The sequence below is a fragment of the Kamptonema sp. PCC 6506 genome, assembly GCF_000180455.1.
Taxonomy (GTDB): Bacteria; Cyanobacteriota; Cyanobacteriia; order Cyanobacteriales; family Microcoleaceae; genus Kamptonema; species Kamptonema formosum.
In genome coordinates this window covers 31,386-46,897 of sequence record NZ_CACA01000030.1, presented here as the reverse complement: position 1 = coordinate 46,897, position 15,512 = coordinate 31,386, and the positions used below count along the sequence as shown (strand labels likewise).

At 43.4% G+C, this 15,512-nt stretch carries 10 protein-coding genes, 1 tRNA gene and 1 pseudogene; 5 read left to right on the top strand and 7 right to left on the bottom strand.

Going from position 1 to position 15,512, the window contains the following annotated elements:
* Together OSCI_RS29495 and OSCI_RS01835 are read right to left on the bottom strand one after the other, a co-directional pair.
* Positions 1-108 (bottom strand): annotated as a pseudogene (locus OSCI_RS29495) (photosystem II q(b) protein); the annotation flags it as partial.
* 148 nt (positions 109-256) lie between these two features.
* Positions 257-604: a histidine triad nucleotide-binding protein gene (locus OSCI_RS01835; protein WP_007353142.1), complete on the bottom strand. Its 348-nt coding sequence runs from the start codon at positions 602-604 to the stop codon at positions 257-259.
* Between the two features lie 199 nt (positions 605-803).
* Between OSCI_RS01835 and OSCI_RS01830 the strand changes: the two genes are divergently transcribed.
* Both OSCI_RS01830 and OSCI_RS01825 read left to right on the top strand, forming a co-directional pair.
* Positions 804-2,333, top strand: a complete 1,530-nt coding sequence (locus OSCI_RS01830; protein WP_007353141.1) for a YifB family Mg chelatase-like AAA ATPase — start codon at positions 804-806, stop codon at positions 2,331-2,333.
* Between the two features lie 14 nt (positions 2,334-2,347).
* Positions 2,348-3,061: a DNA cytosine methyltransferase gene (locus OSCI_RS01825; protein WP_007353140.1), complete on the top strand. Its 714-nt coding sequence runs from the start codon at positions 2,348-2,350 to the stop codon at positions 3,059-3,061.
* A 66-nt stretch (positions 3,062-3,127) separates the two neighbouring features.
* Here the strand turns inward: OSCI_RS01825 and OSCI_RS01820 are convergent, their stop codons facing one another.
* Positions 3,128-3,376: a helix-turn-helix domain-containing protein gene (locus tag OSCI_RS01820; protein ID WP_007353138.1), complete on the bottom strand. Its 249-nt coding sequence runs from the start codon at positions 3,374-3,376 to the stop codon at positions 3,128-3,130.
* Between the two features lie 119 nt (positions 3,377-3,495).
* Here OSCI_RS01820 and purB point away from each other — a divergent pair, with 119 nt between their 5' ends.
* The gene (gene purB / locus OSCI_RS01815) at positions 3,496-4,791 is read left to right on the top strand and encodes an adenylosuccinate lyase (RefSeq protein ID WP_019487590.1); all 1,296 of its coding nucleotides are present in this window, start codon (positions 3,496-3,498) and stop codon (positions 4,789-4,791) included.
* Between the two features lie 106 nt (positions 4,792-4,897).
* Positions 4,898-5,635 carry a M15 family metallopeptidase gene (locus tag OSCI_RS01810; RefSeq protein ID WP_019487591.1) on the top strand — a complete coding sequence of 246 codons (738 nt, stop codon included), beginning with the start codon at positions 4,898-4,900 and terminating at the stop codon, positions 5,633-5,635.
* 179 nt (positions 5,636-5,814) lie between these two features.
* Here OSCI_RS01810 and OSCI_RS01805 read toward each other — a convergent pair.
* Together OSCI_RS01805 and OSCI_RS01800 are read right to left on the bottom strand one after the other, a co-directional pair.
* A tRNA-Gln gene (locus OSCI_RS01805) sits at positions 5,815-5,886 on the bottom strand.
* A gap of 103 nt (positions 5,887-5,989) precedes the next feature.
* Entirely contained in the window at positions 5,990-10,288 is a 4,299-nt protein-coding gene (locus tag OSCI_RS01800) for a PAS domain S-box protein (RefSeq protein WP_007353135.1), read from the bottom strand.
* Between the two features lie 660 nt (positions 10,289-10,948).
* On the opposite strand from OSCI_RS01800, the gene OSCI_RS01795 reads away from it, so the two are divergent.
* Positions 10,949-11,335, top strand: a complete 387-nt coding sequence (locus OSCI_RS01795) for a response regulator (protein ID WP_007353134.1) — start codon at positions 10,949-10,951, stop codon at positions 11,333-11,335.
* Between the two features lie 137 nt (positions 11,336-11,472).
* On the opposite strand, the gene cheB is transcribed toward OSCI_RS01795, so the two are convergent.
* Together cheB and OSCI_RS01785 are read right to left on the bottom strand one after the other, a co-directional pair.
* Positions 11,473-12,564 carry a chemotaxis-specific protein-glutamate methyltransferase CheB gene (gene cheB / locus OSCI_RS01790; RefSeq protein ID WP_007353133.1) on the bottom strand — a complete coding sequence of 364 codons (1,092 nt, stop codon included), beginning with the start codon at positions 12,562-12,564 and terminating at the stop codon, positions 11,473-11,475.
* 352 nt (positions 12,565-12,916) lie between these two features.
* Positions 12,917-15,490 carry a hybrid sensor histidine kinase/response regulator gene (locus OSCI_RS01785; protein WP_324603632.1) on the bottom strand — a complete coding sequence of 858 codons (2,574 nt, stop codon included), beginning with the start codon at positions 15,488-15,490 and terminating at the stop codon, positions 12,917-12,919.
* Positions 15,491-15,512 lie beyond the last annotated feature (22 nt).

Below are 15,512 nucleotides of genomic sequence, written 5' to 3'. Positions count from 1 at the left end.
CAGAACGCCGAACCAACCGATGTAAATCCGGTTGTCGGTGGATGTTACCCACTCGCAGAAGCGCTCCCAAACGTTAGCGCTTTCGCGCTGTTGTAAGGTAGTTGTCATGTGCTTATGATTGCTTTATGTATTTTTCAAGGTTCAGAGCGGTTTTGTGTTCCGCCATGTAAATAAGATTAACGCTTTTATTTCGGTTTGTAAACCCCCTTTAACATTAAATTTAGTTGTGAAATTGATTAGATTAACTTATGAATCTTCAACCCGGAGGCCATGCCATCTGACGGCCCCCCAGAATATGAAGATGCAGGTGGTCTACAGTCTGGCCGCCGTCAGCACCAGTATTAATGACAACGCGGTAGCCATTACTGAGTCCCGCCGCTTCAGCAACCCGCTTGACAGTCAGCAATAAGTGACCCATGAGTGCGTGGTCTTGGGATTCAGCATCGGCTAGTTTGGGAATAGGCTTTTTAGGAATGACAAGGATATGGACGGGTGCTTGAGGATTGATATCTTTGAAAGCAAGGGTCAAGTCATCCTCATAAACTATTTCTGCGGGAATTTCTCGGCGGATAATCTTGGTGAAAAGGGTATCGTGAGTTGTCATGGGTTTAAAGTAAGAAGGAAGAAGATAAAGTCATTTCTCAATCTTCAATTGTTATTGTTAATCATAATATAATTTATGCAAAATTATTTATAGTGTTGCCTCTAGTCCGTAATAGAATTACCTAGAGGTGGCGCTACAGCGAACAAAAATGCGACATAATACAAGGTGATCGAAGACACGCGCATAAGGATTGAGGATAATGTTAGCTAGGGTTTGGAGCGCATCTATTGTTGGCATAGACGCTGTAAAGGTAGGCGTTGAGGTTGATGTATCGGGAGGACTGCCTAAAATTGTGGTGGTGGGTCTACCTGATACTGCTGTCCAAGAAGCCAAAGAAAGGGTAAAAGCAACTCTGAAAAATGCTGGTTATGCGTTTCCAATGCGGAGTATAGTGATTAATTTAACTCCCGCAGATTTGCGAAAGGAAGGGCCAAGCTTTGATTTGTCAATCGCAGTGGGAATTTTAGCAGCTTCGGAACAAGTTAATGCAGATTTGTTAGGAGATTATTTATTTTTAGGAGAACTTTCTCTGGACGGAAGTTTGCGCCCTGTTGCTGGAGTTTTGCCCATTGCTGCTGCGGCAAAAAAAATGGGTATTGCGGGATTGATTTTGCCTGCTGCGAATGCACAAGAGGCCGCATTGATTGAAGGCTTATCTGTTTATGGTTTCGAGAATATATTTGCAGTTACAGATTTTTTGAATAATCCAAACTGCTACTCACCGATGGAAGTAGATGCTAGGAAAGAATTAGCTACTACACAATTTAATACTTTAGATTTAAAGGATGTAAAAGGACAGGCTCATGCTCGTAGGGCTCTAGAAATTGCTGCCGCTGGTGGGCATAATTTAATTTTTGTTGGGCCGCCTGGTAGTGGTAAAACTATGTTAGCAAGACGTTTACCTGGAATCTTACCACCACTGAGTTTTGATGAAGCTTTAGAAGTAACTCAAATTCATTCTGTGGCGGGGTTGCTGAAGGATAGAGGAAGGCTAATTAGCGATCGCCCTTTTCGCAGTCCTCATCATTCTGCTTCTGGCCCTTCTCTTGTTGGTGGTGGGAGTTTTCCTCGTCCGGGGGAAATCTCTTTAGCTCACCGAGGTGTGCTTTTTCTAGATGAATTGACGGAATTTAAACGGGATGTTTTGGAGTTTTTACGGCAGCCGCTAGAAGATGGTCAAGTTACAATTTCTAGGACTAGACAATCTGTTGTATTTCCCGCACAATTTACCTTGGTTTCTAGTACCAATCCTTGCGCTTGTGGTTATTACGGCGATCCTATTCAACAGTGTACTTGTTCGCCGCAAAAAAGAGAGCAATACTGGGCAAAACTTTCTGGGCCTTTGATGGATAGAATTGATTTACAAGTAGCTGTGAATCGTTTGAAACCAGAGGAAATCACCCGTCAGTCTACGGGGGAAGAGTCGGAACCAGTGCGAGTAAGAGTACAGGAGGCGCGATCGCGAGCACGGGAAAGGTTTAAATTAGAATCTAATTTGCGTTGTAATGCGGAAATGCAGAGCCGTCATATTAATAAATGGTGCCAGTTAGATGATGCTTCTCGGAATTTATTAGAAGGGGCAATTCGGAAATTGGGGCTGTCTGCGAGGGCCAGCGATCGCATTTTGAAAGTGGCGAGGACTATTGCAGATTTAGGGAGGGATGAAAGTTTGAAAAGTAATCATGTTGCGGAGGCGATTCAGTATCGTACAATAGATAGGATGCAGTAACAATAAAATGTAAGATGGAAGCAATACAATTGTCTTTGTTTTCTAGTGACGAAAATCCAATTTCAGCCCCAAGACAAAAACAAGTAAAATTAGGACGTTATGAACGCATTAAACGTCAACTAGAAACAGATGACAGCGATCCATACAAGATATTCATTGATATCAAATCGCCGTTGTTGCCTGCATCAGGTTATACCTTTGTCGATCTTTTCTGCGGTGCAGGAGGAATGACACAAGGTTTAGTACAAGCAGGTTTTCAACCTGTAGCAAGTGTTGAAGCTAATCCCATCGCTTCTGCGACTCATCAAAAAAACTTTCCTAAGTGCCATCACTTTTGTGGGGATATAAAAAGCTTTTCTCCCCAACAATGGTTAAGTCAAATCAATTCCCCCAAAGTCCATCTTGTTGTAGGTGGGCCACCATGTCAAGGTTTCTCCGTTGCGGGAAAACGTGACCCCAACGATCCTCGCAATCGTCTATTCAAAGAGTTTGTCCGCGCTGTCTCTGAAATACATCCTTGGTATGTTGTTATGGAAAATGTCCCAGGAATTTTGACAATACAGAAAGGTGCTGTTAAAAAAGCAATTTGCGAGGCTTTTGATGAAATTGGCTATCCTCATGTTTCCGTTGCAATTCTTGAATACCGCCACCGCCAGCATATTGAGATGAGGCTATCTGTTTTCCTTCACACTCTCGACAATGCCATTGTTGGTCAGACAGAAGATTAAAAACTTTTAATTGGGTTGAGTCTTGTCTCAATTGAGCTTTAATTGTGCTTGCTAAATCTTGATTGCTCATTCTATGTTTTCCACCACTATTTCTAGATTGTTAAGAAGATTAGAAACGGTTAGGTCTAGACCCTTAGCAAGACTTGTAAGTGCTGTCAGGGAGGGATTTCTTACTCCGCGTTCGACTCCAGATATATAAGTGCGGTCTAAGTTAGCCCGCAGTCCCAGTTCTTCTTGCGAAATTCCCAAAGCTGTCCTGCGTTGCCTTACGAGATGACCTAAAGCACGAAGAATCTTTTTTTTCGATTGATTCATGTGCCAATTGTGAATTTATATGGACTATCAGTCTACGGACGATGTGTCACATATTTGTAAAGATCAATTGCCTGCCCATCAGACGTACAATAAGACAGTTGTATTCTGCGGCCCCAACCGTGATCGATCGCTACACTCTGCCCGAAATGGGCGAAATCTGGACAGACACAGCCAAGCTCAAAACATGGCTGCAAGTAGAAATCGCAGTCTGCGAAGCACAAGCCGAACTCGGCTACATCCCCGCCGAAGCAGTCGAAGAAATCAAAGCTAAGGCTAATTTTGACCCTAAGCGCGTCCTAGAAATTGAAGCCGAAGTCCGCCACGATATCATCGCATTTTTGACAAATGTGAATGAATATGTAGGCGATGCAGGCCGCTATATTCACCTCGGTTTAACGAGTTCTGATGTTGTAGATACTGCTTTAGCTCTGCAACTGGTAAAGAGTGCTGATATCTTACTAGAACGCCTAGAATGTTTGAGTCAAGCTATTCGCTATCAGGCTCAAAAACACCGAGATACTGTGATGGTGGGACGCTCTCACGGGATTCATGCTGAGCCTATTACTTTTGGCTTTAAACTAGCAGGATGGTTGGCAGAAGTTTGCCGTAATCGCGAAAGATTGGTGCGAGTTCGCTCCTCTATTGCTGTTGGTAAAATATCCGGTGCAGTCGGAACCTATGCCAATATTGACCCCAAAGTAGAAGCTATTTCCTGCCAAAATCTGGGACTAGAACCTGATACTGCATCTACTCAGGTAATTTCGCGCGATCGCCACGCCGAATATGTCCAAACTTTAGCTCTGATCGCTGCATCTATCGAGCGTTTTGCAGTAGAAATTCGGAACCTCCAACGAACAGATGTTCTGGAAGTTGAAGAATTCTTTTCTAAAGGGCAAAAAGGCTCGTCAGCTATGCCTCATAAACGCAACCCTATCCGCTCTGAACGGCTGACAGGACTGGCAAGAATTATCAGAGGTCATGCCGTAGCAGCTCTAGAAAATGTTGCTTTATGGCACGAACGTGATATCTCTCATAGTTCCGTAGAACGAATAATTTTGCCAGAAGCTTCGACCTTAACGCACTTCATGTTATCGGAAATTACCGACTTAGTAAAAAACTTGCTGGTTTATCCAGAAAACATGAAGCGGAATATGAATATTTACGGAGGAGTTATCTTTAGCCAGCGGGTACTTTTAGCCCTGGTAGAAAAGGGAATGAACCGGGAAGAAGCATATAAAATTGTCCAATCCTGTGCTCATGAAGCCTGGAACAAAAACTCAGGAAATTTCCACGATCTAATTGCCAAAGATAGTCACGTTACTGCTTGTTTGACAGCAAAAGAAATTGAAGATTGCTTCGATCCGCAGTATCAACTAAGGCATTTAGACCAAATTTATCAGCGCTTAGGGATCTGAGTAACGATCTAATTAAAAATTAAAAATGAAAGATAACAATGCTTTCATTTTTATTTTTTATTAACTTTTTCGATCGCAGCTAACAACCAATAACTAACCATTAACTATGAAATTGAGTAACTTTGGATTGAGTAACTTTGGTAAATATTTAATAATATTTCTGGTCGTGTTGTTATCTGTAATAAGTATAAACTTGACTATTGTCCGAGCCACCGATCCACCTACAGTAATAAATGATGAAGCTTCACCCATCTCGAAACCAACTGAAAGTATGCCACTTTATCAAGTTCCTAGTTGGGCAAGAACGATCGATATCCGCACAGTAAACCCTAATATACGCCTAGATATCCGCTATGCGACCACCAATAATTTCTTAAAGAGAAAGCTGTATTCTGTCGCACGATGTGCATTAAGAGCAAGTGTTGCTCAAAGGCTGTCGCGAGTTCAAGAAAATGTGCAAAAAATAGGACTCAGTTTAAAAGTTTATGACTGCTACAGACCGCTATCAGTTACTAAGCAAATGTGGGCAGCTATGCCAGATTCGCGCTACGTTGCCAATCCTGCTAGAGGTTCGCGACACAATCGGGGTGCGGCTGTCGATCTTACCCTCGTAGATCGCAGTGGTAAAGAACTAGAAATGCCTACAGGATTCGATGATTTTACTGAAAAAGCTCATAGAGATTATTTAGGTGGCAGCGTTCAATCTAGGAAAAATAGTCAATTACTTGAAAGGGTGATGAAAGCCCAGGGATTTGTATCTCTATCAACTGAATGGTGGCATTTTGATTCAGAAGATTGGGAAAAGTTTTCACTTCTTGATGTACCTCTGCAAGCAATTCGTTAACGCACGCTCCGTCAAAAATCCGGTTTCTGCGTCAATATTTCTCGAAAAAAGCGACGATTTTGGTCAGAAACCGGGTTTTTCGCGTAAGTCCTACTCTCATCGGATCTTTTTCTGTTCCAAGTTTGCTTGCTGCTGAAACTTTTCTCTCCCTCTAGTGATAAAAGAGGAATCATCTAAAACTGGGGCGAAAGGATTCGAACCTCTGAATGGCTGGACCAAAACCAGCTGCCTTACCACTTGGCGACGCCCCAATGACTTAACCTTTGTCATTCTAGCATTTACACAGCAGGTGTCAAGCAATTTGCCGATCTAAATTAAAATTTTCTCCAAAACTGCGCCAATTCCCACTCCTGCTTAACTTTGAGGTCGGAGATGGTATGGCGGCCGCACCGGGATCTGAATCCAAAACTCCGCTCCTTGCCCCGGCTCGGAGATACATTTGAAAATGCCGCCGTGTTTCTCTACCACAATCTGATAGCTAATCGACAAGCCTAAGCCTGTACCCTTACCTACGGGCTTCGTAGTAAAGAAGGGGTCAAACAGCCGATTTTTGACTTTATCGCTAATTCCTGCCCCGCTGTCCTGAATCCGAATCACCACATATTCAGGATTGGGGAAAGCAGATTGAGAAAACTCCTCCCCAGCCATCACCCCAGTAATAATCCTAATTGTCCGAGGTTCTGGTTGATTTTCCAAAGCATCGATCGCATTCCCAATCACATTCATAAACACTTGATTCAATTGTCCCGCATAACACTCTACTCTCGGCAAAATCCCCAATTCCTTAATTATCTCTATTCCCGAATTCTTACCCTTAGATTTCAAGCGGTTGTGTAAAATCAGTAGAGTGCTCTCAATTCCTTCGTGGATATCCACCGGCTTCATTTCAGCCTCATCTAACCGCGAGAAATTCCGCAGAGAGAGCACAATCTGGCGAATCCGTTCAGCACCCATCTCCATTGAAGATAAGATTTTCGGCAAATCCTCGACCAAAAAATCTAGATCGATCGCTTCGGTCAAAGTTTTAACTTCTGGAACCGGATTGGGGTAGTGTTTCTGATAAATGCGTAACACTTGCAAGATATCTTTAACGTACTCCTCACAGTAAGTCAGATTGCCATAGATAAAATTAACGGGATTATTAATCTCATGGGCGACACCTGCTACCATTTGACCCAGAGAAGACATTTTTTCATTCTGGATGAGCTGAGCTTCTTTTTGCTGCAAACTCTGCAAAGCATCGCTGAGGTGGAAAGCCTGAGTTTGAGCCGCCAAGGCCGCAGCGCGGGTTTGAGCATAAAGTTCTGCTTGGTCGATCGCGATCGCCAATTGATCGACCACAGCGTGCAGTAATTCCACTTCCGAATCCTTCCAATCCCGGCGGCCGCTGTAGTGATTGCAAACCACCGCCCCCAATTGACCCGATCGCGTTTCCAATGGTAGCAGCAGTTGCGATGAGATCTGGGTAGTGCGTAAAAAAGCCCGGATTTCGGGGTCTAAATCAGTGTCCAATTCTACATCATCAATCCTTACCGTCTGGCGATCGCGAATTTTCTCGGCTAGCAAATTCACTTGTGCCGGCGGATACTCCAAAAGCCGATGCTGTAATTTAGGATTCCCCGCCTCGTGGGTGACAGCAAAGCTCAACTGATGCGTCCCTCCCGGCAAATACCACAGAAAATGACACTGATCGATCTGTAACAAACTGCGAATCTCATTCACCGCCGTTCCCAAAATAGTATCGAGGTCGAGGGAATCCCGAATTTGACTCGCCAGACGGAACAGCAAACCCTCGCGGCGGCTATTAAGTTCTTCCCGCGCTTTCACCCGATCGATCGCCACTGCGATCGCTAAAGCTACCCACCCCAGTACCTCTCGCACCCCTTCCGTCACAGGTTTACTAGCGATCAGAGCCATTACCCCCACTAACCGTTCTTCCACAATTAACGGATAAGTAATCGGGACTGCTGCGGAAGCAAAGGAGTTTTGATTGGTCAGAGATTGCTTCCCACCAGACAATGCTTCCCGGTTTTGAGATGGTTTCGTTGTACCCGCAATGCTTACCGGTTTTGAATTAGAAGAGTTTAGAGAGTTTTGAGCGTCCAGAGATGAGTTCGTTCCTGGCAAGGTTAAACCTTGCGGGTAGGCAACGCCAACGCCATTTTGAGTTAAAAGAGTCAACAATTCCTGCGTTTGCTCTTCCCCCTTTCCTCTGCCTTCTGCCTTCTGCCTTTTGCCTTCTTCAGGATACCAGAAGTTCGCCCAATCCCCCGTCCCCACTCCTGACGAAGCCTGCAACTCTAACTGCTTGGCCTGTTGGTTAAAAGTCCAGATACCTACACCTGTAGCGTCAAGGTGCTGTATCATCGCCTCTGTGCACAGATTCAGGATTGCGGATATTGTCCCACCACCTCCTAATGCTGCGCCTACCTCAGCTTCCAAGATTGACAGGCGCGATCGCTCCCACAACGAAGCCTCTGTAAGCTTGCGTTCGGTGATGTCTCGCGAGACTGCTACCAGTTGTTGTACTCTCTCGCTATTTAGATCCCAAATCGAGTGACAAGTAGTTTCAAACCAGATATAGCTACTATCTTTGCGGCGAATGCGGTAGCTAATTGTGTAAATTTCTCTAGAGTTTAAGGTGTGGAGATGGATTTTTTGCAGCGCGGCTAAATCTTCTGGGTGGAAAAACTCGTAAGCTGAACGTCCTAGCATTTCTTCCGGCGTATATCCCAGTAAAGTATGGCAAGCTGGGGAAACATAGAGGTAAATTCCTTCTGGTGTGTGCCTAGAAATCAAATCTGTGGAGTTTTCTGCTAACAAGCGGTAGCGTTCCTCACTTTCTTTGAGTGCTTCTTCTGCTTGTTTGCGATCGGTGATATCAGTTTGTACGCCAACAAAATGCGTCAAGCGACCCCTTGAGTCTCTGACTGGGGAAATTGCTAGTTCATTCCAAAAATAAGTCCCATCTTTGCGATAATTCTTTAAAATTACATGACATTCTTGCTCCAAGCGCAGAGCCTCCCGAATTTTTTGGCGGGCTTTTTCACTTTCGGCATCTGTAGATTGTAAAAATCGGCAGTTGCGTCCAATTACTTCTGAGCGGGAGTAGCCTGTCATTTTTTCAAAGGCTGCATTGCAGTAAATAATTGGGTTGTCTGGTTGAGTATTGTCGGTAATCACGATGCCGTTGCTGCTGGCTGAGATCGCACGCTCCAGCAAGATCAGAGTTTCCTCTGCTTGTTTGCCTTCGGTAATGTCTTCAGAAATGCCTAATAAATATTCTGGTTTGCCTGTTTCATCGAAAATAGGTATTTTTTGGGTATGTAGTATTCTCAAACCTTTATTTTTAGTTTGGATCTGTTCTTCCGGGATATCTAACATCTGACCATTGGCTAAAACTTCTCGGTCTTTACTTATAAAAAAATCTGCTTCTGTTTTGGGGAAGAAATCATAATCGTTCTTGCCAATTAATTGTTCTTTCTCATAGCCGATCAGTTCTGCTCCGGCTTGATTGAAGCTAACAAATGTCAGTTTTTCCGCTTCTTTGACAAAAATTGTATGGGGAATATTTTCGACGATCGATTTGAGTAACTTTTGGGATTTGTGAATTTCCGCTTCCACCGCTCGCCGCTCTGTGATGTCGATCCCCGTGCAGATTATATATTTTACAGTACCTTTTGCGTCTTCGATCGTTGTATTTGACCAGGCAATCCAGCGGCGAGAGCCGTCGGTTGTTTGGCAGTAGTTTTCGTATTGTTTGGGTAGTTGTCTATCTAACTTGCTGTCTTTATTATTGCGAAGCGCCTCAAAAGTAGATTTTAATTCTGAAGTCTCAGCAACCTCGAATAATGCCCAGAGATATTTGCCTTCTACCTCGGAAGCTGAGTAGCCAGTTACGCGCTCGGAGGTGCGGTTAAAGCGGACAATTTTAAAATTTGTATCGAGAATCACGACTAATGCACCGACGGTGTTAAGTGCGGTGGAAAAGAAATCGCGCTCCGATCGCACTACCTCCCAAACTTCTTTGCGATCGTTGATGATGTCTTCGAGCCTGAGAACTTTGCCTCCCAGATTGACTAATTTACGCCGTAAGTCTACCATGCCAGCCACTTGCCGAGCTAATGCTTGAAGTGCATTTCTAGCATTTTCTGTCAATTCTCGCGGCGTAAAGTCCATGACAGACAATATGCCTACAGTTAGTCCTTCGGGAGCGACAATCGGCAGACCCACATAAAATTTTACGCCGGGGTTGGAGGTGACGAGAGGGTGATTGGCAAACCGCTTGTCTGTTGAGGCATCCGGCACGATCGCTAAGTGGTTGTGAGTATTTGCACTTGCGAATGCTGTCTCTGTTTGGGGGAGCAAAGGGGAAGTCTGCTCTCCCTCTTGTCTCTCCTCATTCCGCCTAATGGCGTGTTCGCAGAAATCTAGGTAGCGGTGTGCGGTTCCTTCCTCCATGCCAACTTCTGACTTTAACCACTGGTGGTTAGCATCAATAAAGCTGATGAAAGCGATCGGAGCTTGGCATAAATGAGCAGCCAAGATCGTCAGATCGTCGAAGGAAGCTTCGGGAGCAGAGCCAAGGAGCTGGTATAGACGGAGGTCGTCGAGCCTGAACACTTTGTGATTACTTAGCGATAGTGCTTTCATTTATAACTTCTCCTCCAAATGGAAATCTACCTTTTTTAATAACTTTTGGACAAGCATTAGGTTTAATTCTGTATTTTGGAGAAGAGTTGGGACGAGTGAAACTGAGATTGCCTCTAACGCCTTGAATGACCCTGGAAGTTATACTCGTTTGAGCAAGAACACCACTGATACCAAATATAGATACAATTGAAAACTCTTTTTAATTTTTTTATTATTTTGATTATATTCTAACTGACCCATCTTTAGTTTACGACCGCTAGGTTATCGGCTCAGGAGTGAGGATCGCCAACAATATCTCTACCAATTTCAGCCAGCCTCTACCGAGTTTCAAGGTGGTAACTGCTACGTTTAAGTGAGAAGATTGCAGAAGTGTTAAATTTATTTACATAATTTAATATAATTATAGTGCTAGTGTAGCGGCATAGAGGAGCGAACGCTTGGGAAGAACAGGGATGAGCCAGCCTAGTATCTTTTAATTTCAATCGCGGTTTGATTTCAATCTCTAGTAGGGAATTATCAGCTAGTTCTTGACGATGGCTATTACATCATATCATGTGAATAGACAATTTACCGCTATCGAATGGTAAATAGGTATTCTAAGCATTTATATCAACTGTAGTTAGTTATATCGCGAACTATAAATAGAGTGAGGGAATAAATATGCCTGGAAGTGAAAGTTTGATGCCGACTATCTTAGCAGTGGATGATAGCACTGTTATGCAAGGACTTGTGAAACAGGCGTTAGGCAAAGATTTTCGGGTGTTGGTAACGGACAATGCAGTGGATGCTTTGTCGATGATTTACCATGAAAAGGTAGCCGTGTTGTTGTTGGATGTTTCGATGCCGGGTATTGATGGGTTGGAACTCTGCCGCACGGTACGCAGTTTACCTCAGTTTCATAAATTACCGATCGTGATGCTGACGGCGCGAGATGGAGCTTTTGATAAGGTACAGGGACGTTTGGCGGGGGCAACGGAATATTTGACCAAGCCTTTCGATGCTGAGAAACTGCGCGTAGTTGTGGGTAAGTTTGTCAATATCTGTTAACGGTTAACTGTTTGTTAACTATAGCAACTACCAAGGTGGCTAGGAAGTTCTGATTTCCTTCCACCCTTGATTCTCTTCCCTTATTCCCTTATTCCCTTATTCCCTTATTCCCCTAGTCCCTAGCCCCTAGCCCCTAGTTAGATCTTACTGAGTAGCAAAGGAGCGATCTCGCCGATGGGCAATACGTGCTGGACAGCATTGAGGGCGATCGCTTCTTTTGGCATTCCGAAGACTACGCAGCTAGCTTCATCTTGGGCGATTGTCAGACCTCCAGCTTGCGCGATCGCTAACATTCCCTCCGCACCATCTCTCCCCATTCCCGTCAGCAGCACACCCGCCGCCGCCCGACCGTAGAAACTAGCCACTGATTTAAATGTCACCGTCACGGAGGGACAATGCCCCCCTACAGGCGGCGCAGTAGAATAAATAAATCGACCTACTTTGTCTAACTCTAAATGGCGTTTTTCCGGGGGGAAATAAATAGTACCTGATTGCGGTTTTTCCCCACTATTAGCAATTTTAACTGGTAGTTTAGACCCAGAAGCTAACCAATCTACCAAACCTTTTAAAAATCCTTCACTGATGTGCTGGATGCAAATTACTGGCACTGGAAAATTACCTGGTAACTGAGAAATAATCTTGTGCAAAGCTTGGGGGCCACCAGTAGAAGCGCCAATAGCTAAAACTTTAATAACTCTGGATTGGTAATTGGTAATTGGTTGTTGGTAATTGGTAATTGGTAATTGGTAATTGGTAATTATCCGCTCTCCCCCTTTCCCCTGCTCAAGAGTTCCTCCTTTCCTTTGATGCCGCGTGAATACCTTAACCCCTGAGAGGATTTTAATTTTTCCAGTCAATTCCAGCCTGAGCCTTTCATAATCAGAGACTAATCCGCTTGTAGGTTTAGGAAAAACATCGACTGCTCCAGCTTCGAGCAACTGAAATACATTATAAGTATCCTCTGCCTGAACTGAAGCACTGATTACTAAAATCGGTCGCGGGAACTTAGCCATCACTTCCTTGATGAATTCCAGACCATCCATTTGAGCCATGTGAAAATCAGTACAGATCACATCTGGCTGGACTTTGGGGATCGCTTCCAATGCCTCTAAACCGTTGCAAGCGGTTCCAACAACTTCAATTTCAGGTGACAAGGCAAATATTCTTTTAAGGACAATGAGGACAACGGGGGAATCCTCTACTAACAGAACCCGAATAGGAGCCATCATAGTCGATTTTGGCTGGTTTTTCAGTGCTAGTTACTACTGTATCCTACAGTCGCAGAGTAAGTTTAGATATTCTAAAAATTACCCAAAATTGTTTGTAGCATCGCTCTCGGAGCGGTATTCTTAGCGTTGAGACGGTTGCTGGACGTTAGCGATATGTAATTCCTGTATTCACAGCTAAAATCATATCGGAAATTCGACTATAATAATGAGTGCTAAGTAGTCGGACATAATTAAACGTTAAAAATTAAAAATGAAATTAATTAAATTTTCAATTTTTAATTTTCCATTTTTAATTCTTGAGAGAGGCGAGCGCCCACCTTACAATTTATAGTGTTTATTTATGTCCGACTACTTACACCAATCTGCTCAAAGTTTGCAACAATACTTCTTGATTGAAATTTCCTTTAGTAATGTAGGCACTTGCCCCTGCTTCTGCACCTCTTTTTTTATCTTCATCCGAAGCTAAAGACGTAACCAAAATAATGGGCAATTCGCTATATTCTCTATGCTGACGAATCTTAGTAGTTAGCTCTAAACCATCTAAATTAGGCATTTGTACATCTGAGACCACAGCATCAAAAGTGCGAGTTTTTAACTTATTATAAGCATCCAATCCATCTACCGCTGTCACAACTTCATAACCCGCAGCTTCGAGAATCCGCTTTTCTTGAGTGCGGGTAGCAATGGAGTCTTCTGCTAGCAGAATAACTTGCTTTGTCGTGACAGCCTCGCTTCCGGCATCAGTTAAACTAAGTAACGAGGTACGGGATACAGCTTGTTTCCGTATAGACTTAATCAAATCTTGAGGATTTAACACCATACAAACTTCGCCAGTACCTAAAATAGTTGCACCTGCAACGTTGCGAACTCGTTTGAGCAAATGACTTTGGGGTTTGAGTACGACATCCTGTTCATCGATCAGAGCATCCACGAATAATCCCAACCGTTCCTCACCGATTTTTAGAATAATACAAAACATTTGTTTATGATTAGTGCTTGATAAGTGTGGACGGGAAGTGTTATGGTTAGTATTGCCTTGTCTCTCTCCCTTTTTATTATTCCATAACTGCCATGCTTTATTATTTATTTGGATCAAGTTTTCAAGTTTAGCAACTGATACTGGATGGTCATCTAAAACTATTGTTTCCCTGCCTTCAAGGGGGAAAATATCAGACTGTGATACCAGTCGAGTTGTCTGAATAAATTCCACAGGTAAGGCATAATAAATTCCGTTAACAGCTACAATTAGCACATGAGCAGTAGTTAAAGTAGTGCCTAGAGACAGCCGCAAAGTACATCCTTGTCCGACTGTTGATTCTACTTGAATAGTTCCTTTTAGAGCTTCTACATTGCTACGAACTACATCTAAACCTACGCCTCTGCCAGAGACCTCGGTAACAAATGTGCGAGTTGAAAAACCCGAAGAAAAAATTAGGCTTTGAATTTGGTTGGCTGTCATTACAGCGAGTTCTTCTTCTGTGTAAATACCGCGTTTAATTGCCGTTTTTTTAATTTGTTCGATATCTAATCCTCTGCCGTCATCGATGACTTCAATTATGATATTAGTAGCAGTATTGTAGCCTCTGAGTTGAAGGGTTGCGAGACTGGGTTTACCTTTTTGTTCGCGTTCCGCTGGTGTTTCAATGCCATGATCGATTGCGTTCCGAATCATGTGCATCAGAGGATCTTTCATTTCTTCCAGAATGCGTTTATCGGCTCTGGTTTCGCCGCCTACAATAATTAATTCTACTTGCTTGCCTTCCTGTCTGGCTAAGTCCCTAACCATCCGAGGAAATATATTGAAAATAGTAGACAAAGGTAGCAACCGTAAAGTGCGAATTCCTTCTTCTAATTCCCCCGCAATTAAATCTAATCTGGCAGTATCTTCATAGATTTCAGTTCTCAAGCTATTGATGAGAATCCCCAAATTTTCTAAACGTTCTTCGGCGTATTGGTGATATTTCTGCAATTGCGCCATTGCACCATTTTGTGCAGAGATATTGGTTGGGGTTTCCACCTGGTTAAGCACAAAGCGATTGAGAAAGGCATCTCGGCTCCAATCTTCGCATAAAGTTGTAATTTCTTCGATTTCGGATAATCGGTGAGCGAGTCGAATTTTAGTAACTGTGAGTTCCCCTGCTTGCGTCATTAAAGCATCAAGGTTTTGCGTGGGAACGCGAATAGTTTCAATGCGGTAAGTGGGAGAAGCTGGAAGGGGTGAGTTTTGCAGTGAGTTTGTCTGCGATCGCGAAGAATTATCCGCTAAACCTGCCTCTACAGAATTAGGGGTAATTTCTAATGAGTTTGTCTGTAATAGCGAAGAGCTATCAGTTAAATTCACCTCTACAGCATTCGCCTCCAAAAGTGAAGAGTTATCGGCTAAAACCGTCTCTACAGAATTTATCGGTGAAAGCAAAAAATTATCGCTTACAACCTCCTCAACATTTTGATTTATAATTTCTTTTCCCGGTGGCGTGATGGTTTGTTCTTCTACATTTGTCTTTTCATGCTGCTGACTTTCTGACGTTTCCCTATTCCTCTGCTGTGAAGTGGAAGCGCCCATCATCGAGGCGAGGATATAAAAGGCATTGATACCGGAAGATTCTCCTGTTACGGCTTCATTGACGAGTTGGCGAAGGGCTTCCAAACCTTGAGAAAGGCGATCGCTAATTTCGGGAGTTAAAACTGTTTCGCCTCGTTTAACGCTTCCCAAAATATGCTCCATTTGATGAGCTAATGTTGACACATCTTTAACGCCCAACATACCAGCATCGCCTTTGAGTGAGTGGGTTTCTCGCAGCAATTCTTCTAATTTGGCTGAGTCATCTGGATGTTTCTCTAAATACAGAAATCCGTCGTCAAGTTTCTGTAAATGCTCTTCGCTTGCAGATTTAAAGACATTTCTTAGTTCTTCATCTTCGATCATCATTTTTGTATTTGGTAATTGG